At 60.4% G+C, this 21,352-nt stretch carries 22 protein-coding genes and 1 tRNA gene; 12 read left to right on the top strand and 11 right to left on the bottom strand.

All coding sequences use genetic code 11. From position 1 onward, the window contains the following. Positions 1 to 4 precede the first annotated feature (4 nt). The 10 genes from rlmB to WA928_RS06150 all read left to right on the top strand — a co-directional run bounded on the left by rlmB (position 5) and on the right by WA928_RS06150 (position 9,063). Positions 5 to 754 (top strand): 23S rRNA (guanosine(2251)-2'-O)-methyltransferase RlmB, encoded by a 750-nt coding sequence (rlmB, locus tag WA928_RS06195; protein WP_424300925.1) that lies wholly within the window; start codon positions 5 to 7, stop codon positions 752 to 754. Between the two features lie 31 nt (positions 755 to 785). Further along, the gene (locus WA928_RS06190; RefSeq protein ID WP_424300922.1) at positions 786 to 2,030 is read left to right on the top strand and encodes a cystathionine gamma-synthase family protein; all 1,245 of its coding nucleotides are present in this window, start codon (positions 786 to 788) and stop codon (positions 2,028 to 2,030) included. Between the two features lie 257 nt (positions 2,031 to 2,287). Next, positions 2,288 to 2,560: an HU family DNA-binding protein gene (locus tag WA928_RS06185; RefSeq protein ID WP_269495036.1), complete on the top strand. Its 273-nt coding sequence runs from the start codon at positions 2,288 to 2,290 to the stop codon at positions 2,558 to 2,560. 133 nt (positions 2,561 to 2,693) lie between these two features. Next, positions 2,694 to 2,769: transfer RNA gene (locus tag WA928_RS06180), tRNA-Val, on the top strand. Between the two features lie 210 nt (positions 2,770 to 2,979). After that, entirely contained in the window at positions 2,980 to 3,900 is a 921-nt protein-coding gene (locus WA928_RS06175) for an energy transducer TonB (RefSeq protein ID WP_424300919.1), read from the top strand. Positions 3,901 to 3,946: 46 nt separating this feature from the next. After that, complete coding sequence (locus tag WA928_RS06170; RefSeq protein WP_424301183.1) at positions 3,947 to 4,822, top strand: MotA/TolQ/ExbB proton channel family protein; 876 nt, start codon at positions 3,947 to 3,949, stop codon at positions 4,820 to 4,822. A 2-nt stretch (positions 4,823 to 4,824) separates the two neighbouring features. Beyond that, complete coding sequence (locus WA928_RS06165) at positions 4,825 to 5,283, top strand: ExbD/TolR family protein (RefSeq protein WP_424300916.1); 459 nt, start codon at positions 4,825 to 4,827, stop codon at positions 5,281 to 5,283. A 93-nt stretch (positions 5,284 to 5,376) separates the two neighbouring features. Beyond that, the gene (locus tag WA928_RS06160; RefSeq protein ID WP_424300913.1) at positions 5,377 to 6,051 is read left to right on the top strand and encodes a response regulator; all 675 of its coding nucleotides are present in this window, start codon (positions 5,377 to 5,379) and stop codon (positions 6,049 to 6,051) included. Between the two features lie 61 nt (positions 6,052 to 6,112). Next, a complete protein-coding gene (locus WA928_RS06155; protein ID WP_424301180.1) occupies positions 6,113 to 7,171 on the top strand; it encodes a sensor histidine kinase in 1,059 nt (352 codons plus the stop codon). 2 nt (positions 7,172 to 7,173) lie between these two features. After that, positions 7,174 to 9,063, top strand: a complete 1,890-nt coding sequence (locus WA928_RS06150; protein ID WP_424300910.1) for a potassium transporter Kup — start codon at positions 7,174 to 7,176, stop codon at positions 9,061 to 9,063. A 69-nt stretch (positions 9,064 to 9,132) separates the two neighbouring features. Here WA928_RS06150 and WA928_RS06145 read toward each other — a convergent pair whose 3' ends face one another. The 7 genes from WA928_RS06145 to WA928_RS06115 form a co-directional block, all read right to left on the bottom strand. Then, complete coding sequence (locus WA928_RS06145; protein WP_424300907.1) at positions 9,133 to 9,594, bottom strand: hypothetical protein; 462 nt, start codon at positions 9,592 to 9,594, stop codon at positions 9,133 to 9,135. A gap of 104 nt (positions 9,595 to 9,698) precedes the next feature. Beyond that, positions 9,699 to 10,040 carry a monovalent cation/H(+) antiporter subunit G gene (gene mnhG / locus WA928_RS06140; protein ID WP_424300904.1) on the bottom strand — a complete coding sequence of 114 codons (342 nt, stop codon included), beginning with the start codon at positions 10,038 to 10,040 and terminating at the stop codon, positions 9,699 to 9,701. Next, entirely contained in the window at positions 10,037 to 10,321 is a 285-nt protein-coding gene (locus WA928_RS06135) for a K+/H+ antiporter subunit F (protein ID WP_350381553.1), read from the bottom strand. The genes mnhG and WA928_RS06135 overlap by 4 nt, the downstream gene beginning before the upstream one ends. Beyond that, positions 10,318 to 10,809, bottom strand: a complete 492-nt coding sequence (locus WA928_RS06130; RefSeq protein WP_424300901.1) for a Na+/H+ antiporter subunit E — start codon at positions 10,807 to 10,809, stop codon at positions 10,318 to 10,320. Before WA928_RS06130 ends, WA928_RS06135 begins: the two co-directional genes overlap by 4 nt. Continuing rightward, positions 10,806 to 12,431 carry a monovalent cation/H+ antiporter subunit D gene (locus WA928_RS06125; RefSeq protein ID WP_424300898.1) on the bottom strand — a complete coding sequence of 542 codons (1,626 nt, stop codon included), beginning with the start codon at positions 12,429 to 12,431 and terminating at the stop codon, positions 10,806 to 10,808. Before WA928_RS06125 ends, WA928_RS06130 begins: the two co-directional genes overlap by 4 nt. After that, positions 12,428 to 12,769 (bottom strand): Na+/H+ antiporter subunit C, encoded by a 342-nt coding sequence (locus WA928_RS06120; RefSeq protein ID WP_424300896.1) that lies wholly within the window; start codon positions 12,767 to 12,769, stop codon positions 12,428 to 12,430. The genes WA928_RS06125 and WA928_RS06120 overlap by 4 nt, the downstream gene beginning before the upstream one ends. 2 nt (positions 12,770 to 12,771) lie before the next feature. Then, on the bottom strand, positions 12,772 to 15,678 hold the full coding sequence (locus WA928_RS06115; RefSeq protein WP_424300893.1) for a monovalent cation/H+ antiporter subunit A: 2,907 nt from the start codon (positions 15,676 to 15,678) through the stop codon (positions 12,772 to 12,774). Positions 15,679 to 15,852: 174 nt separating this feature from the next. On the opposite strand from WA928_RS06115, the gene hemN reads away from it, so the two are divergent. After that, positions 15,853 to 17,313 (top strand): oxygen-independent coproporphyrinogen III oxidase, encoded by a 1,461-nt coding sequence (gene hemN / locus WA928_RS06110; RefSeq protein WP_424300890.1) that lies wholly within the window; start codon positions 15,853 to 15,855, stop codon positions 17,311 to 17,313. Here the strand turns inward: hemN and WA928_RS06105 are convergent. Further along, a complete protein-coding gene (locus WA928_RS06105; protein ID WP_424300887.1) occupies positions 17,305 to 17,670 on the bottom strand; it encodes a YbaN family protein in 366 nt (121 codons plus the stop codon). The two genes, hemN and WA928_RS06105, sit on opposite strands and share 9 nt — an antisense overlap. Positions 17,671 to 17,739: 69 nt before the next feature. On the opposite strand from WA928_RS06105, the gene WA928_RS06100 reads away from it, so the two are divergent. Further along, entirely contained in the window at positions 17,740 to 18,390 is a 651-nt protein-coding gene (locus tag WA928_RS06100) for a Crp/Fnr family transcriptional regulator (RefSeq protein WP_424300884.1), read from the top strand. Here the strand turns inward: WA928_RS06100 and WA928_RS06095 are convergent. The 3 genes from WA928_RS06095 to WA928_RS06085 form a co-directional block, all read right to left on the bottom strand. After that, entirely contained in the window at positions 18,378 to 19,712 is a 1,335-nt protein-coding gene (locus tag WA928_RS06095; protein WP_424300881.1) for a hypothetical protein, read from the bottom strand. The two genes, WA928_RS06100 and WA928_RS06095, sit on opposite strands and share 13 nt — an antisense overlap. A gap of 2 nt (positions 19,713 to 19,714) precedes the next feature. Beyond that, entirely contained in the window at positions 19,715 to 19,936 is a 222-nt protein-coding gene (locus tag WA928_RS06090) for a DUF2249 domain-containing protein (RefSeq protein ID WP_424300878.1), read from the bottom strand. A 154-nt stretch (positions 19,937 to 20,090) separates the two neighbouring features. Continuing rightward, positions 20,091 to 21,350, bottom strand: a complete 1,260-nt coding sequence (locus tag WA928_RS06085; RefSeq protein ID WP_424300875.1) for an MFS transporter — start codon at positions 21,348 to 21,350, stop codon at positions 20,091 to 20,093. Between the last annotated feature and the right edge of the window lie 2 nt (positions 21,351 to 21,352).

Raw genomic sequence — 21,352 nt, 5'->3', positions numbered from 1 at the left:
TGACATGTCATCCCAACAAATTCTGGCCGGCTTTCATGCCGTGCAGGCGCGTTTGCGCCACGCTCCCGACTCCATCCGGGATGTGTACCTGGACACCTCCCGCCAGGACGCCCGCATGCAGCGATGCATCCAGCAACTCGAGTCTGCCGGCGTGCGCTGGCATGCCGCCGACGCGCAACGCCTGGAAGGCCTGGTGCACGGTGTGCGCCATCAGGGCATCGTCGCGCTGGCCACGGCCCGGCCGCTGGCCATCTCCATCGACGAGGTCCTCGACCTTCTCGAAGACCGTGCCGAACCTGCTTTTTTGCTGGTGCTCGATGGGGTCACCGATCCGCATAATCTTGGTGCCTGCCTGCGCACCGCGGATGCGGCCGGCGTGCATGCTGTGATTGCCCCCAAAGACCGCGCGGTTGGCCTGAACACCACCGTGCAGCGCGTGGCGTGCGGGGCGGCCGATACGGTGCCGTATTTGATGGTCACCAATTTGGCTCGCACACTGCGGGCACTGCGCGAGCGGGATATCTGGCTGGTAGGCACCGACGACGGTGCAGACCATAGCCTGCATCAGGTGGATGCGCGCCGCGCCGTTGCCTGGGTGATGGGCGCCGAGGGCGAAGGGATGCGCCGGCTGACACGCGAAATCTGCGACGAACGGGTCTCCATCCCCATGCGGGGCTCTGTCGAAAGCCTGAACGTCAGCGTGGCCAGTGCGGTGTGTCTCTACGAAACTGTTCGCCAGCGCCTGCAGCCCTGATCCCTTTACTGTTCTTTCTCTGGTAAGCACCATGTCCACCCCCGGTTTTACGACTCAAATCGTGCATTTTGGTCATCGGGCAGATTCTCTGCACGGGTCCGTCCACGCCGCTGTCCACCCCTCCACCGAGTACACCTATCACGATTCCCGTGATCTGGCGGCCGTGTTTCAGAACCGCCAGAAGGGCTACACCTACGCACGCACCGGCACGCCCACCACGGCGGCGCTTGAGGCGCAGGTGACCACAATGGAGCGCGGCAACGGCACGGTATGCTTTGCCACTGGGATGGCGGCGTTGAGCGCCATTTTCTTTTCTTTGTTGCGCCAGGGCGACCACCTGGTGGCCAGCAAATATATTTTTGGCAACACCAACAGCCTGCTGATGACGCTGGAGCAGTTTGGCGTAGAGCTGACGCTGGTGGATGCCACGGATGCTGGCCAGGTAGCAGCTGCGCTGCGGCCCAACACCCGGATGGTCTTTGTCGAAACCATTGCCAATCCCGGTACACAGATCGCCGACCTCAAGGCCATTGGTGATCTCTGTCAGGTGCACAAACTGGTGTATGTGGTCGACAGTACGCTGTCCTCGCCCTATCTGCGGGCCTCGCGTGATTTTGGCGCGTCCCTGGTGATCAATTCGCTGTCCAAGCATTTGGGCGGCCATGGCAATGCACTGGGCGGTGCCGTGACGCAAACCGGCCTGTACGATTGGGCCGATTACCCCCACATCTACCCGCAATACCAGCGCGATGGTTCGCACACCTGGGGGCTGCTCCAGATCAAGAAGAAAGGTTTGCGCGATATGGGCGGCACGCTGTCCTCGGATGTCGCGCACCGGCTTGCTGCAGGCGCAGAAACCTTGGGGCTGCGGATGGATCGCATCTGCGGCAATGCCCTGGCTTTGGCCAAGGCCCTCGAGGCGCATCCGCTGGTGCAGCGTGTGCAGTATCCAGGCTTGTCCAGCCACCCGCAGCACGCACGTGCCACAGAGTTCTTTGGGCCGCGTTACGGTGGCTTGATGGGTGTGGTGCTTAAAGATCAGGTGGATGTCTTCGAGTGCCTCAACTACCTTCGGGTAGCTGCCTTGGCCACCCATCTGGGTGACAACCGGACGCTGGTGTTGCCGGCAGCACACACTATTTATTTTGAGATGGGGCCCGAGCGTCGTGCCTTGATGGGCATTCCCGACGGTTTCCTGCGAATCTCCGTGGGAATCGAAGAGGAAGCCGATCTGATCACTGATTTTTCCAGCGCCTTGGATCAATCTCAAGTGTAAACAGGCTACCTAGGAAAAACCCGAAATTGAAGGAGTTTTTCGTATAAACGTCAGGAAACACGCGGGTCTCCAGCGATTTCCGCTTGACATGGAAGGGCAATCGCAGGCTTAATACGCCTTAGCCACCAAATTCGGCGGGGTTCCGCTTCCTATCCGGGCGGCCTGTGTAGCACCAGCCGGCAAGATGGCCAGACACATCCATCAAATGCACCGATGGTTAGTCATCGGGCGACAATAAACCTCAGGGGTAATTTTTAATGAATAAGACCGAGCTGATCGAGCATATTTCTTCCAAGACCGATCTGTCCAAAGCCGACGTCGGTCGTGCGTTGGAAGCCTTTGTCGGTGCTGTCAAGACCACCCTCAAGAAAAAGGGCTCGGTCACGCTGGTGGGCTTCGGCACCTTTGCCGTCTCCGAGCGCGCTGCCCGTACCGGCCGCAATCCTCGCACCGGCGAAGCCATCAAGATCAAAAAGGCACGGGTGCCCAAGTTCCGTCCGGGCAAGGCTCTCAAAGACGCTGTCAACTGATCAGCGCGCTTAACTGATCTCGCAGTGGCCTGTTTGAGCCGTTGCGGCAGTAAAAAGCCATCGTTCGCGATGGCTTTTTACTTGCTGCTATAATGCGGCGCTGGTCATCTGTGTCTCGCAGTGGCTGTCTTCCGGGTGCTTAGCTCAGTTGGTAGAGCGGCGCCTTTACACGGCGTAGGTCGGGGGTTCGAACCCCTCAGCACCCACCATCCCGGATTTCTCCGTTTCTCCCTCCATCCAATTTAAACGACAGTTTCTCTGACGCTTGGCTACTGTTGTCTGTTTGCTATGTGCTGCGGATGATTTAGCATCTGATGTGACGCCAGCATGAATAATCGGTGTCTTGATATTCTCATTTGATATTGAGAATAGTTTTCATTACTGATAATATCCCGCTTTTACTGAAGTGGTTTCAATTCATGGATTTTGGCTTATCCCCGCGATCCTCGGGTGTGAGGTGGCTGGCAGCGGCGTTGGCGGTGGGCTTGCATGCCCTTGTGCTGACAATGGTGTTGGCTGCGCCCGTGACGTCGGTGTCACCAGGGCAGCCGGACGCCATGAATGTAATGTTTGTCGAGCTGGGATCCGCGGATGATGCAGTACCCGCACCCACGATGGCAAGCCAGCCGGCTGAGCCGGTAGCAGCGCCGGAGCCTACCTTTGAGCCAGACGTCGCGCCCGAGCCTGAGCCACTGCCACAGCCCGAGGCGGTGGCCGAGCCAGAGCCGGCACCTGAGCCCGAGCCTATCCCGGAGCCAGAACCAATTCCCGAGCCTGTCCCTGAGCCCGAGGCCGTGTCCGAGCCGGCGCCTGAGCCGCCCCCTGAACCGGCGATTACCCCTCCGCCCAAGCCTCGCCTCAAGCCGGAGGTCAAGCCGCCGCCCAAGCAAGTAGCCAAACCTCGGCCTGTACAGACAAGCAAGCAAAAGCATTCGCAACCGAACACGCAGCAGCGTCGCCCGCAGCCATCCGCACCGGCCATTCAGGTGGCGCGCGCTGATCAGCAGGCCAACGCAGGCGCTGTCGCCCAAGGCAAAGCCCGTGCCGAAGATCTGGCGCGGCCGCGCACGGTTGGCAAGGTGGATTATCTGGGCAAGCGGCCTCGGCCTGTCTATCCGCGTGTCTCGCAGCGACGGGGAGAACAGGGCAGGGTGGTGTTGCGGGTTCTGATCTCACCTCAGGGGCATGTTGCCAAGGTATATGTGCAGCGCTCGTCGGGCCATCCCCGTCTGGATGACGCAGCGGTTGAAGCAATGGCGTCCGCCCGCTTTCGGCCGTACACCGAAAATGGCGTGGCTTATAAAGCGCTGGTCGATATCCCTTTTGATTTTGTTTTGTAGCAGGCCGGCGGCCCGATATGCCGCCTGACAGGAGTTTGCAACCATGATGTTTGATCTGATGAATCATGCTGTGCTTGTGTTGGCACAGGCGACGGCGCCTGAGGTGGCCGCTGCAGGTGCCCAGGCGGCGGGCTTGCCGCTGGCCGGTGCTGTTGCTCAGGGCGTCGTGCAGCCGGCAGCTGCGATGGCTGACGGTGGCCAGGGGGTTTTGCACTTTATTGGTCAAAGCGATGCAGTGGGAAAATCCTTGTTTGGATTTTTGTTGCTGATGTCGCTGGCTTCCTGGTACCTGATTTTGGCCAAGGGCCTGACGCAGTTGCGCATCCGCCGGCGCTCGCGCAAGTTTCTGGCAGAGTTCTGGGCTGCCAGCTCTCTGGAGCAGGTTGAAAATGAAATCGCCACACACGGGGCGGAAGAACCCTTTGCGCATTTGGCCAGCCATGCGATCCATGCACAAAAGCATCATGCCAAATATGGTGCCCTCAAGCTCGAAGAAAGCGGCACCACGGCCTCTTTTGTGACGCGCACGATCCGAAAGGTGATTGATGAAGAAACCGCCCGACTGGAAAACGGCCTCACGGTGCTGGCTTCGGTAGGCTCTACTGCGCCGTTTGTAGGGCTGTTTGGTACGGTATGGGGTGTGTATCACGCCTTGCTCAGCATCAGTATGGCCGATGGTGTCACCATCAATCGCATTGCCGGGCCAGTCGGTGAGGCCTTGATCATGACGGGCCTGGGCTTGGCCGTTGCCATACCCGCAGTACTGGCATACAACGCCTTTGTGCGCCTGAATCGCGTCTATCTTGCACAGCTGGATGCCTTTGCACATGATCTCTTTACGTTTCTAAGCACCGGGCAGCCAGTGGCCGATAACGCGCCTGAGCGTCATGGCCGGCACATCAGCCTGGCCCGGGAGGCCTGATCATGGCGTTTGGCAGTTTCGATTCCAAGACGTCAAGCACCACATTGTCCGAAATCAATATGGTGCCGCTGATCGACGTCATGCTGGTGCTGTTGGTGATTTTTATCATCACGGCACCGCTGCTCAGCCATTCGATCCAGATACAGGTGCCGCAGGTGTCGGCGCAACCAGTCGAGCAAAAGCCGCAGGTGATTGATCTGGCCATCGATGCTGCAGGTGTTGTGTACTGGGATGAGCGGCTTGTGGCGATGGCGGATCTCGAAGCCCGTTTTGCCGCAGAAGCAGGTGCTGATCCCCAGCCCGAGGTGCGCATCCGGGCCGATGCCAGCACACCTTACGGTCAGTTGGCCAGCATCATGGGTGCAGCGCGTCGCGCAGGCATGCAGCGCCTGGGTTTTGTTACCCGGCCGGCCAGCAATCCGCCGGCGCCCGGTCTGCCGGCAGTACAGCCGACACCCTAGTTTTTCTTCAAGTATGTTCAAGTGCGTGTCAACTATGTAACCACACCGGGATTCTGGTGACGTGTCGTGTCTTCTTCGGGCTAGAATCACCCCATGCGAGTTTTAGTCATCGAAGACGACACCACTCTGGGCCATGCGCTGCAAGAGTTTCTCTCCGGTCAAGGTTATGCCGTCGATTGGCTGCAGTCCGGCGACCACGTCAATGGGACGCTGGTTGCCCAGGCCTACGACCTGCTTTTGCTGGATCTCAACCTGCCTGGCTTAAGTGGCCTTGAGGTTTTACAAAATTTGCGCGCCAGTGGTGTGCAGATCCCTGTCCTGATCCTTACGGCCCGGGACGGCCTGGATAACCGGGTAGCAGGCCTGGATGCGGGCGCTGACGATTACGTCACCAAGCCCTTCGAACTCCCCGAGCTCGCCGCACGGGTGCGGGCACTGGCCCGGCGTCATTCGGGGCAAGCACAAACCATCCTCGAGTGCGGGCCGCTGGCGTTTGATACCGTCGGGCGTCAGGTACGGGTGGATGGCAAGCGGCTGGCCTTGTCCGTGCGCGAACTCTCTGTTCTCGAGATGCTGATGGCACGCCCTGGCCGCGTCGTTACCAAACAGCAGATCGTCAATTCGCTTTCTGCCTGGGATGCCGACTTTAGCGAGAACGCAGTCGAGGTCTACGTCTACCGGTTGCGCAAGCGGCTGGACGGCTCGGGTGCAAGCATCCAGACAGTACGCGGATTTGGCTATCTGCTTGATATCGAAAGTGCGCAATAAGCCTGTAGGTACCCACTCGCAAGAAGCCGATCACCAGGCCCTGGGCCTGTTCGAGCGGCTGATGCCGCAGGACTCCCTCGCACGCCGGCTGGTGCGCCGGCTGTTACCGGCATTTTTTATCCTCGTAGCCATCGATTTGCTGGCCACCTGGTTCATGACAGGCGTCATCCGGCCACAACCCTGGCTGCTTCGGGATTTGTTCTGGGTGATGTTGCTGACCCAGGGCTTGCTGGTGGTGTTGTTTGTGTGGGTGCTGATTTCCGGCATCCGCCACGAGCTGACCTCAGTCAATCAGCTTGCTGATCAGATCCGGCAGCGTTCGATTGAAGATCTGCAACCACTGGATCTGGCCGGCTTGCCCAGCGAGATTGCGCCGCTTGTCTTGCACTTTAACGATTTGCTGCTGCGCCTGGACGACTCCGTGCAGGCGCAGCGCCGCTTCATTGGCCATGCGGCCCACCAGCTGCGCACACCCCTTGCGGGCCTGAAACTTGAGTCTGAACTGATGCTGGCACAAACACTGCCTGATGATATCCGTGTGCGGGCCATGCGCATCAAGACCGTGTCTGACCACATGATCCGCATGGGCCAGCAGCTGCTGGTGCTGGCCCGGGCTGATCATGCTACACGGCCGCAGGACAGTTTTGAGCGCCTCGATTTATGCGAGTGGATGCGCCAGACCGGCGCCAACTGGCTGGATCGCGCCCGCGAACGGGGTGTGGCCATTCAGCTGTCTGCCCCCGATGAACCCGTCTGGGTGGATGGGGATCCCATTCTTCTGGGTGAGTTGCTGGGCAATCTGATTGACAATGCCTTGCGTTACGGCTGTGGGTCTGCGGGTGTTCACCTTAGGGTCATGGCCAACCCCCCTTCGTTTTCGGTGGAGGACGATGGGCCTGGCATTGATACCGAGGATATCGAGCGCGTTTTTGAAGCGTTTTATCGCGCCGCGGATGCGCGTGCGGGCGGGGCCGGCCTGGGCCTGGCGATTGTCCGTGAGATTGCCCGGGCGCATGGCGCCTGGTGGAAAATCACCAGCCGGCCAGCGTTTTCGGGGACACGCGTCACCTTGAGCTTTCCCGGACCCCGCCGGGGTGCCTGTCTGACGCGGGTTGAGTAACCATGAACATACATGCAAAAGAGCCGGACACCGGCACAAGCCGCACTGCCTTGCTGGTGGGCGCCCTGGGGGTGGTTTATGGGGATATCGGCACCAGCCCGCTGTATACCATCAAGGTGGCGTTGTCAGGTTCTGCTCAGCCGGATGTCGAGCACGTGCTGGGGATGCTGTCCATCCTCTTTTGGATGCTGGTGCTGGTGGCATCTGTCAAATATGTAATCTGCGTGTTGCGCGCCGATAACCGGGGCGAGGGTGGCACATTGGCCCTGATGGAGCTTGCCATGCGCGGGCGGCCCAATCGCACCCGCTGGCGGCTGGCGATCCTGGGCCTGATTGGTGCAGCCCTCTTTTACGGCGACAGCATGATCACCCCGGCCATCTCTGTGCTGTCGGCTGTGGAAGGCATCGGTGTGGTGTCGCATCGTCTGGATGCCTGGGTGGTGCCCATAGCCGTGGTGGTGCTGGTGGCGTTATTCATGGTGCAGTCGCGCGGCACAGGTACCGTGGGCAAGCTGTTTGGCCCGGTTATGTTGCTGTGGTTTCTCACGCTGGGTGTGCTGGGTGGCTGGCGTGTGTTGCAGCAGCCGCATGTGCTGCAGGCCATCAACCCCTTGTGGGCCATCCGGTTTATTGGTGATGCGCCCTGGGAAACCTTTTTGGCGCTGGGCGCGTTGGTGCTTGCACTGACCGGAGCCGAGGCGCTTTATGCCGATATGGGCCACTTTGGCCGTACGATTATTCGCCGGGCGTGGTTTGCATTGGTATTGCCGGCGTTGCTGCTTTGCTACTTTGGCCAGGGTGCACTGCTGCTGGCCGATCCGTCAGCCATCAGTAATCCGTTTTTTCTGCTCGCGCCCGAGTGGGCGGTGATCCCGCTGGTGGCCCTGGCTACCGTGGCTACGGTGATTGCATCGCAGTCGGTGATCTCGGGGGCATTTTCCATGACGCGCCAGGCAGTGCAACTGGGCTATTGGCCGCGTATGGTCATCCAGCACACCTCTGCGCGCGAAGAAGGCCAGATCTATCTGCCACGCGTCAACTGGTTGCTGATGGCGGCGGTGATGGTGCTGATCTTGGCGTTTGGTTCTTCTGATCGGCTGGCCCATGCATACGGTTTTGCGGTCACAGGCACCATGCTGATGACGTCGCTGCTGGCTTTTGCCGTGCTGCCGCGAGCGGCCCGTGGGGTGCGCCGGGTGGCGTGGTTGGTTCTGATCACCGTGTTTCTGATCATTGATATCCTGCTGTTTACGTCCAACACGCTCAAGATCCACGAGGGCGGGTGGCTGCCATTGCTGGTGGGCATTGTGCTGCTGACGCTGATGATGACCTGGAAGCAGGGGCGCCAGCGTATCCATGACACGCTGCTGGGTGATCACCAGCCGCTGGTCAATTTTATGGAGTCCCTGGAGGCCTATCCGCCCACCCGGGTACCGGGGACGGCTGTGTTTATGAGCATGATTGTGGGCACGGTGCCACCGGCGCTCTTACACAACTTGAAACACAATAAGATACTGCACGAGCAGGCGCTGTTTCTCACCATCGAGGTGGCGGATGTGCCCTATGTGCCTTTTAATGAGCGGGTGAAGGTTGAACGCGTCAGCCGCAGCAGCTGGCAGGCCGTGGCGCGATGGGGCTTTAAACAAGAGCCCAACGTGCCGCAAGTGGTTGAGCAAATTGGTCAGGAAGTGCCCGAGCTGAATCTCGAGCCGATGCAAACCTCGTATTTCCTGTCTCGCCAGACCGTCATTGTGATACGCCGCCTGCCCTGGTACCAGAGCTGGCGGCGTCATTTGTTTGCCCTTATGGCCCGTAATGCCAGTAGAACCACCCGGTTCTACAAGATCCCCCCCAATCGGGTGGTGGAGATGGGCATGCAGATGGAGCTTTAGATCCTTGATCAGTGGGGTTCCTGACCAAGGATCCTCTTTGTTGGCGGGGCGCCGCTTATACCGAAACCATCAGTAGCTTGAAGACGGCATCACGGGTGTGGTGGTGGTTGGTGCCGGTGTTGCAGGCGTGGTGCTTGTGGGCGCCGATGTTACCGGTGCCGGGATGGTGATCGTGGTTTCACGGATGACACCACCTGATTGCACCGAACCCTGCGTTTGTGCGTGGGTGTCTTCCATCAGGATCATGCAATCCTGGCGTTTGTCGGCCGGCAAATTGCTGCAGCGTCGGGTACGATTCTGGCTTTCGGCTTGCATTGAAGGCGTAGTCAGCTTGCCTTGCTCGGCAGCTTGCGCAGCGGCCCCTGCTTCTTGCAGGCAAGCTTGCTTGTCGATGCCTGGCGTGGTGTTGCAGCGTTGTACATCCTGCTGATATTGGCTGGCCGCCTGAGCGCCTGGCGCAAAAAGCGTGGCATAACCCAACCCTGCCGCCAGCATGCTGGCGCGTAAAGAAATTTTCAGTGCTTGACGCATAATGAGCACTCCTTTTTGAACTCCGGGCGCTGTCCCGGCCCGGTTCAGGGACTCGTATAGTGTACGGGTTTGCCCCTATGTCGATGTTACAAATTTGTTCTGGCTTAGGGGGTGGGGGGGTCAGTTGGAGGCTGGGAGCGCTTGGCCGGGTGGCGTTGTGTGGCGCTTTGCATCAGTAAAATGGCTGTTACCGGTGCCGTTATGAACAAAAACAGGCTGATCAGCCATTCGTGAAAAATAGGCCGGCCGTGCAGCAAGCTGGCCACTAAAGTAGACGCCAATACCATGCAGAAAGTGCCCAAGGTAGTGCCCAGGGTAGGGGCGTGCATGCGTTCGTTGAAACTGGGCAGACGCAACAGACCGATCGAGCCAATCAGGGTTACCACCCCTGCCAGCACCATCAATAACGCCATCAGGATGGCGGCCCAAAGCGGCAGTGCGTTCATGGTTCGATGACCTCACCGTGCAGCAAAAATTTGGACAAGGCTGCTGAGCCTACAAATCCGAACAGGGCGATGAGCAGGGCGATATCAAAGTAGAGGCCTGCTTCGAAGCGTAGGCCCAGCACCAACAAAATCAGCATGCCATTGATATATAGGGTGTCGAGCGCCAGGATGCGGTCTTCGGCGCGTGGGCCGCGGATCAGGCGCAGGACGGCGCAGGCCAGCCCCAGCGTAAAACATAGCAGGGCAAAGCTGCCTGCCCAGGAGACGATCAGGGCGCTCATTGGAAAATCTCCATCAGGGGGCTTTCATAGCGATTCTGGATGATCCGGGTTAAACCTGCTGGATCGCTCAGATCAAGCACATGCAATGTGAGCAGATTACGCTCGGGGTTGTGGCCTGCCCAGACCGTGCCGGGCGTAAAGGTGACAATGCAGGCCAGGGCGGCCAGGCCGTGGGGGTCGCGAATGCGCAGGGGGATATCCAGGAAGCCGGGTTGGGCGCTGGTAGCAGCACCCTGCAAAATACGGCGGCTGACCTGATAATTGGAGTACAGGATATCGGTGGCCACGTGGCCGATCAGGCGCAGTGCAATCAAAGGATGACGCGGGCGCGAGCGTACGGGCCTGAGGATAGGCGCCAACAGGCTGAGCGCGAGGGCAATCAGCAGCCCCAGCACCATCTGCCCATTGGACAAAGAATCGTTCAGCACCAGCCAAAGCACCAGCAGCAGGACGATCATGGGTAAGTAGGCACGCGCACGTTTGATCATGGCCGGGCTCCGGCGTAGCGGGCAGAATCCAGCACGTTCTGGACATACAGGCCAGGTTGATCCAGATACTGTGCCGTGGACTCAAGATAGTTCATCACCGGCCCGGCTTCTATGGTCAGTGCGGCACAGGCACCCAGCAAAAACAGGATGGGCGCGACTTCGCTGAGCTTGAGCGTGGGCACGTGCAGATCATCCGGCACCCAAAAGAGCCGTACGCCGCACCGGCCCAGCGCCATCAGGCAGGCAAACCCCGAGCCCAGCATGGCTGTCACCAGTAGCCAGACGTTAAGGGTGGGTGCGCCGAATTCGGCCGTACGCAGGGCTGCCGACAGCAGCGAAAACTTGGCCACAAACCCCGACAGCGGCGGCAGGCCGATGACCAGCAGCGAGCAGGCAAAAAAGCTGAGGCCCAGAAAGGCCATAGTGGCAGGCAGCGGTGTGCCCACTACCTGTTCTGATAGGCTGGCTTCGTCGGGTGCGTCGGCTTCGAAGGCCTCCTGGGTGATGGCCAGGATATTGGCGCCAAACGATTGACTGCGCTCGGTGAGTTCGAGCAACAAGAATAAGGCGCCCAACCCCAGGACCGAGCTGAGAAGGTAATAGAGTGCTGGCCCGGTCAGGGTGACACCTGGCATTCCCAGGGCTGCAAAGAGCGTGCCTGAGGATGTGATGATTGCATAGGCGGCAATCCGGCGTGGCTCGCTATTGGCCAGCATGCCCAGGGCGCCAAATACCAGTGTGGCGATGCCAGCCGGAAACATCCAGGCGCCGCCGAAGGCTGCGGGTGCGCCTGCGGGTACCAGCAAAGAGCCGATTCTGAGCAAGGCATAGATGCCCACTTTGGTCATGAGAGCAAACAGGGCGGCCACCGGTGCGCAGGCTTGCGAGTAGGTGTTGGGCAACCAGAAATTAAGCGGCCAGGCGGCGGCTTTGATCAGAAAAGCGATACCCAAAATGGCGGCGGCACTGTCAAAGAGCTGGCGGTCTGCGCCGCCAAGCGCCTGTGCACGTACGGAAATATCGGCAAGGTTCAGGGTGCCGGTCAGCCGGTAAATCAGGGCGATGGCGATCAGCAACAAAAAGGAGGCGATCAGGTTGATGCCGATATAGTGCAGGCCCGCGCCCACCCGATATTTGCCCGAGCCGTGCAGCATCAGACCATACGAGGCAGTCAGCAGGATCTCGAAGAAAACAAATAAGTTGAAGAGGTCGCCCGCCAGGAAGGCGCCGTTCAGGCCCATCAGCTGTAGCTGAAACAGGGGATGAAAATGGCTGCCCACGCGATCCCAGCGTGCGGTGGCATATACCCAGGTGCAACTGCCCAGTACAGCAGTCAGGCCCAGCATCAGGGCCGACAGACGGTCGGCCACCAGAACGATGCCAAACGGCGCTGGCCAGTTGCCCAGCCGATAGACACCGATATCTTGTGGCCAGACGGAACCCCCAATACCTTGTGTGGCGCGGATCAGGGCCAGGGCACTAAAGGCCAGCAGACTTAGCGACAGTACGGCAAGCGCCAGACGCAAGGTGCGCTGGCTGTCGCGCGTCAGTAGCATCAAGGCGCCTGACAACAGCGGAATCAGTACTGGCAGAACCGGTAGGTGCTGCATCCAGAAGCTCATGGCCGGCTTTCCTCGCCGTCGACGTGATCGGTATCATTCATCCCGCGTGCCACCAGCAGCACCACCAAAAAGAGGGCGGTAGTGGCAAACCCGATGACGATGGCCGTGAGCACCAGGGCCTGGGGCAAGGGGTCTGTGTAGCTGGCGGGGTCTGCCCAGTGCAGGTCGATGACCGGGGGGGCATCCAGCCGCAACTGCCCCATGGCAAAGATAAACAGGTTGACGGCATAGGCCATCAGGGCCAGGCCCATAATGAACTGGAAGGTGCGTGGGCGCAGCAGCAGCCAGATCCCTGATCCTGCCAGTACGCCAATCGCCAGTGCCAATATCCATTCCATCGTCAAGCCTCCTTCAGTACGCTGTCGGTGGGCTCTGTGAGCTTGCGATGGAAGCGTAATGACTGGTGAGCCAGTGCCACCAAAAATAAGATTGTGGCGCCCACCACCAGCATATAGACGCCCAGATCAAACGCCAGCACGCTGGACAGATGAACCGTGCCCACCAGCGGCAATGTGATATCGGCGGTATAGGCGGATAGCAGTGGCTGGCCGGCCCACCAGACGGCCATGGCGGCGCCACCCGCCACCAGAAGCCCCAGGGCAATCCAGGCTTGCGGGCGGATCAGGGGGCGGGCCTCGACCCAAAGGGTGCCGCCCACCATGTATTGCAGGATGATCCCGGTGGCCATCACCAAGCCGCCCACAAATCCGCCGCCCGGCAAGTTATGGCCGCGCAACAGAAAATACACGGAGATCAAGGTGGAGACCGGCAGCATCAGGCGCACCAGTACGGCGGGGATGCGCATCAGGCCATCGGGCAGCGGTGCATTCAGGTTGGGTTCGTGCTCGTTGGGTTGTGCGCGCAGGGCCTGCTGCCTGGATGACACGATCAGGGCTTCTGCCGGGGGCCTGAAGCGGCGCAGCAGAGCGTACACACTTAGGGCCACAATGGCCAGCACGGTGATTTCGCCGAAGGTATCAAAGGCTCGGAAGTCAACCAAAATGACATTGACAACATTGGCGCCGCCACCCAGGGGCAAGGCTTGTTCGACAAAAAATTCGGAGATGCGCGGTTGCACGTCCGGGCGTGTCATCATCACATAGGCCAGGATGGCCAGGCCTGTGCCGCCGGCGATGGCTACGACGAGGTCGCGGATGCGCCGCCATTGGGCACGCTGCCAGGTGGCGGCGGGAAACTCCTCGATGCGCGGTGGCAGCCAGCGCAGCCCCAGCAAAATCAAAACTGTGGTCACCACCTCAACCGACAACTGTGTGAGCGCCAGATCGGGAGCGGACAGCCAGGCAAATGTGACGCAGGTGATCAGGCCGGTGGCGCCGGCTAGCATCAATGAGGCCATGCGGTGGTATTTGGCCTGGTAGGCGGCAGCGATGGCGCAGGCGCCACCAGCCAGCCACATCAGGCCAAACGACCACTGCAGCGGAGTATTGGTGAGTTCTATCTGCGACCACCATCCGCCGCTAAGCAAGGGCAGGCAGGCCACCCCCAATGTACAGACAACCAGCAGCAATACCTGCGGCTGCAGGCGTGCACTGTGCAGGTAGCGCAGCAAGATCGCCGAGGCAGTATCTGTGGCTTCCAGTAGCCACTCAAAGCTTTGGCGTCCGTCGAGGCGGTAGATCAGGGGAACCCGGCCGGGCGCCAGGGTGTCGCGCCGGCGCAGGGCGGCGTACAGGGCAACACCAGCCGCCAGAGCAATCAGGCTCATGACCAGCGGCAGGTTGATGCCGTGCCAGAGTTGCAAGTTGTAGATCGGCACGTCTTCGCCCAGCAGCCCGTGCATCACCAGTGTCAGGGTGGGGCCTAGCGTGAAGGACGGGAAAATCCCGACGCCCAGGCAGATCAGTACCAGCACGGCGCAGGGGATGAGCATCATGCGGGCGGGATCGTGTGGTGTGCGGGGTAAGTCTGTGGCCACAGGGCCAAAAAAGACCTGCATCACCAGCCGCAGCGAATACGTGACGCTGAATGCGCCGGCAATGACGGCCACTGCCGGCAATCCCCAGCGGGTAATGCCATGCCCGGTGGCGAAGATGGTTTCGGCAAAAAACATTTCTTTGGAGATAAAGCCGTTGAGCAGGGGCACCCCGGCCATTGCGGCTGCCGACACCATGGCCAGCGTTGCCGTCAGCGGCATCAGGTGACGCAGGCCTGAGAGGCGGGTGAGGTCTCGTGTGCCGCTTTCGTGATCGACGATCCCGGCCGCCATGAACAGGGACGCCTTGAAGGTGGCGTGGTTGATCATGTGAAACACCGCAGCCACCAGTGCCAAGCGGCTGTTCATGCCCAGCAGCAGGGTGATCAGCCCCAGGTGGCTGATGGTGGAATACGCCAGTACGCTTTTGATGTCGCGCTGAAAAATTGCTGCATAGGCCCCTAGTACCAATGAGCATAAGCCTGCGCCGCCGATTGTCCATGTCCACCAGTCGGTGCCCGAAAAAATCGGCCAGAAACGAGCCAGTAAAAACACCCCGGCCTTGACCATCGTGGCCGAGTGCAGATATGCCGAGACAGGTGTCGGGGCCGCCATGGCGTTGGGTAACCAGAAGTGAAACGGAAATTGTGCGCTTTTGGTGAGTGCTCCCAATGCCAGCAGCACCAGCAGAATCGGGTACCAGCGGTGGGTGCGGATCTCGGTGGCGGCTGCCAGCACGGCGTCGAGATCGTAGCTGCCGACAATGTGGCCGATGATGAGCATGCTGGCCAGCAGGCAGAACCCGCCACCACCCGTGACCAGCAGGGCCATGCGCGCCCCGCGCCGGGCATCGGCACGGTGTTGCCAATAGCCGATCAACATAAAGGAAGACAGGCTGGTGAGCTCCCAGAACACCAGCAACTGAATGAGGTTGCCCGCCAGCACTACGCCCAGCATGGCCCCCATGAAGCTGAGCAAAAAGGTAAAGAATCGGGGGACGGGATCCTGGCTGGAGAGATAGTAATGGGCATAGAGGGCAATGAGTGCGCCCATGGCCGAGACGATAATTGCAAACAGCCAGGCGTAGCCGTCCATACGCAAGGTGATGTCGACCCCTTGCGAGGGTATCCAGGGAACCGTAATTTTGAGAATATGTTGGCTGGCGATCTCGGGTGTCAGCCAAAGCGTCAGCAGCAGGCTGGCCAGGGCACAGCCGCCCGCAATCCAGGCACCTGCCCGGCGCGCATTGGACGGCAGCAGTGCAGTACACAAGCTGCCGACGAACGGGATCGCCAGGATCAGGATTAACAACATCGAAGGCCAAGAAGCGGGTGTCAGGGGGATGTCAGTATGATACGCGATCTTTCACACTTGACCTGGATCAAGCAGGATGTCGACTTTTCGTTCGACAATGCCATCGGATGCACGACAATGACGCCGTATCGGCCACCGCCAAAAGGTACTGGCCGGCGTCCCGGAGATTAAAGCATGACCCACCCCACCCAAGCGCTTGCCCCCGCCGGAAAACCTGGCCAGCCTGAGTCGCTGTCTGATGATCAGGCCATCGCGTTTCCCGACCTCGAACTTTCCGAAGCCCTGATCCGGCGCTTTGATCAGTCGGGGCCACGTTACACCTCATACCCCACGGCCGATCGCTTTTTGCGCGATTATCCGGCAGATTCCTATCGCCAGCATCTGGCGCGCCGTGCGGCCGCCGCCCGGCCGGCTCCGCTGTCGGTATATGTTCACCTACCGTTCTGTGAGTCACTCTGTTATTTTTGTGGCTGCAACAAGATCATCACCAAAGACCACAGCCGCTCGGCCGAATACCTCGATATTCTTTTCCACGAAATGGATCTGGTCGGCGGGTATCTCGGAGACGCGCGTCAAACCGTGCAGCTGCATCTGGGCGGGGGTACGCCCACGTTTCTCAGTGCCGCGGAGCTCACCTCCTTGATGGATCACATCCGCGGCCATTTTCAATTTACGCCGGATGCCGAGCTCGGGGTCGAGATCGACCCACGCACGGTCAATCCCGATACCCTGGCCATGCTGGCCGGCCTGGGCTTTAATCGCACCAGCTTTGGTGTGCAGGATTTTGATCCCCAGGTGCAGGCGGCCGTCAATCGAATTCAGCCCTACGAAATGGTGCGCGAGGCCTTGCAGGCCAGCCGCGATAACGGGTTTCAATCCATCAATGCCGATCTCATCTACGGCTTGCCTTTGCAAACGCTCGACAGCTTCAGCCGTACGCTGGATCAGCTCATCGAGCTCTCCCCCGATCGCATTGCGCTGTACAACTACGCCCACCTGCCTGATCGCTTCAAGTCCCAGCGGCTGATCCGTGCCGAAGACCTTCCCTCGGCCGATACCCGCCTGCAGATTTTTCTGATGTCCGTGCGCCGCCTGCTGGCAGCAGGCTATCTTTATATTGGGTTGGATCACTTCGCCAAGCCCGACGACGAGCTCAATCAGGCCCGGCTTCATCAAAGCCTGCATCGCAATTTTCAGGGCTACACCACACGCGCCGAGTGCGATCTCATCGGCTTTGGCATCTCGGCCATTGGCAAGATCGACAACGCCTATGTGCAGAACCATCATTCGCTCAATGCCTATACCGACGTCCTGGCACGTAACGAGCTGCCCACGGCAAAAGGCTTCGATCTGGGCGTCGAAGACGTCATCCGCCGCGAAGTCATCATGGCGCTGATGTGCAGCATGCCACTTGATTTCGAAGCTTTCGAACAGCGTCACGGGCAGTCTTTCGAAGCCTGCTTTGGCCCCGAGCTCGAGCGCTTGCAGCCGTATGTCGAGGCCGGCCTGCTGGCGCGCGACGCCACCGGGTTGCGGGTGCTGCCCCGTGGGCGCGTGTTTGTACGCGCCTTTGCTATGGTGTTTGATCAGTATGTACGCCGCCCACGGGTGGCCACGTATTCGAAACTAATCTGAGGGTCGGGTGGGCAGGCGCCACAGGTAGATGGTGACGCCGATCCCCGGGATCAGCAGCAACCAGCGTGCCCACGGCACTGGCATCAGCCATGCCGAGAGGGCCAGTGAAGGCCACATCAGTGCCAGTGCTATGCATTTGCTGCGCAAGGGTATGCCGCGCCCCGACTGAAAATCGCGGATATAAGGACCCAGAATACGATGGGACATCAGCCAGTGGTGCATGCGTTGCGAACCGTGCAAAAAGCAGAAGGCCGCCAACAGCAAAAAGGGCGTAGTGGGCAAAAGGGGCAAGAAAATCCCCAGCACGCCCAGAGCCAGGGAGAGCATGCCAACGACGGTAAACAGGGCGCGGATCATAATAATCCCGATTATAAAGACCATCCCGCACGGGCAGTACCAAAAGACCGCACTCAGCGGATTGCCTATATGCTGGGGCGCGTGCCGTTGTTCAACGAGCTGCCTACCGCAGACCTCGAACCCATTGCCCGGGGCACCAACGAAGTCATCGCTGGCCGTGGAGACATCATTTTCAGGCGCGGTGATCCCTGTGTCGGGTTCCATGTGGTGGTCGAAGGACAGGTGAAGCTGGTCTTTGTATCTGCCTCAGGGGTCGAGCGCGTGGTGCGTCTGATCGGCCCGGGGGATGGGTTTGGCGAGGCGCTCATGTTTATGGGCCAGCACTATATCGTCACCGCCCAAGCTCTACAGGACAGCCGCCTGCTGCATGTGGGGCGCGATGCACTGTTCACCGAGATCGACCGCCATCCCGAAATTGCCCGCAAGATGTTGGCAGGGCTCAGCCGGCGCTTGTATACGCTGATGGGGGACGTTGAGGCCTATACGCTGCAAACCGGTGCCCAGCGCCTGGTGTCCTTTTTGCTGCATCAGTGGCCCGGGCAGGTCGGAGAGCCATTTCGCATCGAAATCAGCAAATCAGTGATTGCGTCGCGCCTGAATCTCACTCCTGAGCACTTCTCCCGGGTATTACGCGAGCTCAGCGAGCGGGATCTGATCCGGGTGCGCGGGCGCGAGTTTACGGTGCTGGATGCAGATGGCCTGAAAAATTACCGCGCCTGAGCCATCGCCCGCATGGCCTGCCCGGTGCGCCAGTATAGGTGCAGTGCACGCCCCATATTGATAGCCAGCATCAGGCTGGCTGCCAACATCAGGGGGCCGGCTGCGTAGCCCGCCCATACCAGGCCGGTGGTGGCCAGCACATAGCTGATGATGACCAGCACATGCAGCCCCCATTGCCAGCGGGCGGGGTTTGCCGGTATGTAGCTGGCCATCTTGGGTAATATCTTTAGGTAAACCCGGGCCAGGGCAGGATTGTGGCTGGGGATCACCCGTGCATCCTGGGCGTGCTTCCACAGTAAAAACGGCATGATCTTGTACAGCATGCCCTGCACCACGGATCCCAGCCCGCCCACCACGATCAGAACAACCAGCACTCGGGCGGCCTCAGGCGCCTGGCCGTGCCGCATCCAGATCCAGACGGGTGCGCACAGCAAGAGGCACACCAGTCCGGTGATCCAAAAAAGAGACGTGGGCTCGGGCGTCGGGCGTTTGCGTGTCCAGAGGCGCTGCAAAGAGACGGCCACCCAGATGGTCCAGGCCCCCGCCAGTAACAGCTCAAGTGTTTCGCGCATCAGTGAGGGCAGCCCGGTGGATGCGTCCAGTGCCGTCCAGGCGGCCAGCAGGCCCGGTATCAGCAACGGCAGCCAGCGCACAAGCGGTTTGGGATAGAGCTCGGTGAGCTGGAAAATCGGCAGCAGCTGAAACGACATCCCCATTAGAAGCAGCCCGCCCCAGCCCAGCAAACCCCACACAAGGTGGCTGCCCACCCAGGCGGATGGCCCCTGGCCTGCGGCAAGGCCCCCAGCCATGGCCATCCCGATCAGTACTGTGATGGCCAGCGCCACCAGGGCCCCGCGGATGGGCACCAGGATTTCGCGTGCGCCCTTGTACACCTGGCCACGGTCTTGCCACAGCGCCCAGGCCATGGTGCTCAGGTACACACTAAAGGCCACACCCAGCAGAATGACGGCGCTGATCCATGCCCAGGGCGCCCACCAGAGGAATCCAGCCACCAGGCACGCTGTGCCGGTGGTGAACAATACCCAGACGCTGCCGGCAACGGCCTGTGGCGGCCGCACCGCGACATTGCACGCAACAGCCAGAATCTGCAGTAGGGCGCCCAGCATGGCACTACCCAATATACCGAGTGTCCAGAGATGGGTAAGGGCCAGAGCAGCCGGGCTCCAGCGCGAGGTGAAGACGGCCGGGCCGGCCCATATTGCCAACAGACCCGCCAGTATCCCAAACGCGGGGACATTGAGAAAAAACGGCAGCGGCACACTCAGCGCAGGAGTTTTATCAAAATCCAGTGCACGCTGCATGCTTAGTCAGCCCAGATGGTGACCTGAAAATAGGTTTCCAGCAGCACACAGCTGTGCTGAAAGCCGTCGCGATCCAGCATCGTATACAGTGGGTAGGGTTCACGATCGATCAGCAGGATCAGATGCTGGCCGGGTTGCAGGTCGGCCAGTGCCTCAAGGCACTGTTCCAGTGGCTCGGGTGGGGGCAGGGTGCGTACGTCCAGGGTGATGTCGGGGTGGTTCATGATTACCTCGTGGCTGAAGCCGGTACCTTACACGATCTGTCGCCTCAGTCTGCGGGAAACCGTGTGTCAAGTGACGTTTCTCGGTTGAGTTGGATTCCGTCGAAACGGCAGTTTCACCCTAGAGCCACTATGCGCGATGAGGTGGCGGCATCCCTCAGGCGTCTGACGGCCTTGCTCCGGTTGCCGGGGCGCCAGCGGGCATACCGACCGGGCGGCTTCGTATCGCCAGCCGGCCAGCCGTGGCAATGACGGTTGTCATCGCCAGGGCACATATGCCCAGGATCATCAAGGTGTCGCCCCGTTCCATCGTCTGCTTCCCCCAAATCAGCGATAGGATCGTCGGGCTGGAATAGCCCAGGTAGACGATCACGTAGAACATCGAAATCAATGCCCCTCGCTGGCCTTGGGGGGCCAGGCGATCCGATACCGCCACGCCAGAGGCCATCGATAGGCCGTTAGCCAGCCCTATGGCGGCCGACGCAGGGAGTACCCAGAGCCAGCCGCCGGGTTGAACTGACAGATAGCCCAGGGCGCAGCCGGCCGCACCGCACAGGCCGGCAATCCAGCCGGCACGTGCCGGCCCCAGCCGCATCGCCCAGAATGTGGCTGATGCCGCGAACCCCTGCACGATCAGGGCGCTGAGCCCCAGGATGAAATAGATCTGCGCGAATCCAGCTTTGCCCAATTGAATCGGGAAGGCGATCAGCGACAGCATCGTGAAAGTGTAGACCAGCAAGCCGCAGGGAATGAGATAGCAAAAGAACCCCGCGGCGGTTCCTGGTGGCAGGCCTATCTGGATCCGGGAAGTCTGGCCTACGGCCCATGTTTCGGGCAAGGTGCGGATAATCAGGATGGCGCCCACCACCATGGCCAGAGCGATCATGAATGACAGCAGCCTGGGCCAGGGCAGCCATTGCACTAGTACGCCAGAGACGAAGGGCCCGATGGCGAAGCCGAACGCCATGACGCCACTGGCCAACATCGACGCGCGAGCGGCGTTGCGGGTGCCCGCCATTTCACGCAGCCAGACCGTGCCAACAGTGAAGAGGGCGCCGCTGGCGACGCCTTGGAGGAATCGCGCAGCCAGAATCATTGGCTTGCCCCAGACCGCCGAGCCCATCAGGGCCAGAACAGCCAGCAGCAGCAGGCCAGCCGATGGCAGGATCACCGCCTTGCGGCCTCGTCGATCCGATTGAGGCCCCCCGATCAGGAAGGCCAGCATCAGACCGACGGCATAAACAGTGAAGAACAGTGTCAGGTCAGTGGTCGACAGGCGTAGATCGATGGTGTAGAAAAGCATCACCGGGGAGACTGTCTGCGCCGTGTATGCTGCCGCGAACAAAGCCAGGCACAACCGCGTCTGCTGGCTGGCGCTGCAGGACTGGCCGGCTGTGTCGACCGCGTCGGGAGTCATGA

Origin of the sequence: Castellaniella sp. (assembly GCF_049651205.1) — a bacterium.
In the GTDB taxonomy this organism is placed as follows: domain Bacteria; phylum Pseudomonadota; class Gammaproteobacteria; order Burkholderiales; family Burkholderiaceae_B; genus Castellaniella.
This window is presented reverse-complemented; position numbering and strand designations above follow the sequence as displayed.

What these genes read in the sequence shown, in the direction of transcription:
- WA928_RS06135 (WP_350381553.1), bottom strand. Translation starts at nt 10,321, where the DNA reads ATGAGCGCCCTGATCGTCTCCTGGGCAGGCAGCTTTGCCCTGCTATGT.
- WA928_RS06125 (WP_424300898.1), bottom strand. Translation starts at nt 12,431, where the DNA reads ATGAGCTTCTGGATGCAGCACCTACCGGTTCTGCCAGTACTGATTCCG.
- WA928_RS06100 (WP_424300884.1), top strand. Translation starts at nt 17,740, where the DNA reads ATGCTGGGGCGCGTGCCGTTGTTCAACGAGCTGCCTACCGCAGACCTC.
- mnhG (WP_424300904.1), bottom strand. Translation starts at nt 10,040, where the DNA reads ATGAACGCACTGCCGCTTTGGGCCGCCATCCTGATGGCGTTATTGATG.
- WA928_RS06120 (WP_424300896.1), bottom strand. Translation starts at nt 12,769, where the DNA reads ATGGAATGGATATTGGCACTGGCGATTGGCGTACTGGCAGGATCAGGG.
- WA928_RS06085 (WP_424300875.1), bottom strand. Translation starts at nt 21,350, where the DNA reads ATGACTCCCGACGCGGTCGACACAGCCGGCCAGTCCTGCAGCGCCAGC.
- WA928_RS06150 (WP_424300910.1), top strand. Translation starts at nt 7,174, where the DNA reads ATGAACATACATGCAAAAGAGCCGGACACCGGCACAAGCCGCACTGCC.
- WA928_RS06190 (WP_424300922.1), top strand. Translation starts at nt 786, where the DNA reads ATGTCCACCCCCGGTTTTACGACTCAAATCGTGCATTTTGGTCATCGG.
- WA928_RS06130 (WP_424300901.1), bottom strand. Translation starts at nt 10,809, where the DNA reads ATGATCAAACGTGCGCGTGCCTACTTACCCATGATCGTCCTGCTGCTG.
- WA928_RS06145 (WP_424300907.1), bottom strand. Translation starts at nt 9,594, where the DNA reads ATGCGTCAAGCACTGAAAATTTCTTTACGCGCCAGCATGCTGGCGGCA.
- WA928_RS06165 (WP_424300916.1), top strand. Translation starts at nt 4,825, where the DNA reads ATGGCGTTTGGCAGTTTCGATTCCAAGACGTCAAGCACCACATTGTCC.
- WA928_RS06090 (WP_424300878.1), bottom strand. Translation starts at nt 19,936, where the DNA reads ATGAACCACCCCGACATCACCCTGGACGTACGCACCCTGCCCCCACCC.
- rlmB (WP_424300925.1), top strand. Translation starts at nt 5, where the DNA reads ATGTCATCCCAACAAATTCTGGCCGGCTTTCATGCCGTGCAGGCGCGT.
- WA928_RS06105 (WP_424300887.1), bottom strand. Translation starts at nt 17,670, where the DNA reads ATGATCCGCGCCCTGTTTACCGTCGTTGGCATGCTCTCCCTGGCTCTG.
- WA928_RS06175 (WP_424300919.1), top strand. Translation starts at nt 2,980, where the DNA reads ATGGATTTTGGCTTATCCCCGCGATCCTCGGGTGTGAGGTGGCTGGCA.
- WA928_RS06155 (WP_424301180.1), top strand. Translation starts at nt 6,113, where the DNA reads ATGCCGCAGGACTCCCTCGCACGCCGGCTGGTGCGCCGGCTGTTACCG.
- hemN (WP_424300890.1), top strand. Translation starts at nt 15,853, where the DNA reads ATGACCCACCCCACCCAAGCGCTTGCCCCCGCCGGAAAACCTGGCCAG.
- WA928_RS06115 (WP_424300893.1), bottom strand. Translation starts at nt 15,678, where the DNA reads ATGTTGTTAATCCTGATCCTGGCGATCCCGTTCGTCGGCAGCTTGTGT.
- WA928_RS06170 (WP_424301183.1), top strand. Translation starts at nt 3,947, where the DNA reads ATGTTTGATCTGATGAATCATGCTGTGCTTGTGTTGGCACAGGCGACG.
- WA928_RS06095 (WP_424300881.1), bottom strand. Translation starts at nt 19,712, where the DNA reads ATGCAGCGTGCACTGGATTTTGATAAAACTCCTGCGCTGAGTGTGCCG.
- WA928_RS06185 (WP_269495036.1), top strand. Translation starts at nt 2,288, where the DNA reads ATGAATAAGACCGAGCTGATCGAGCATATTTCTTCCAAGACCGATCTG.
- WA928_RS06160 (WP_424300913.1), top strand. Translation starts at nt 5,377, where the DNA reads ATGCGAGTTTTAGTCATCGAAGACGACACCACTCTGGGCCATGCGCTG.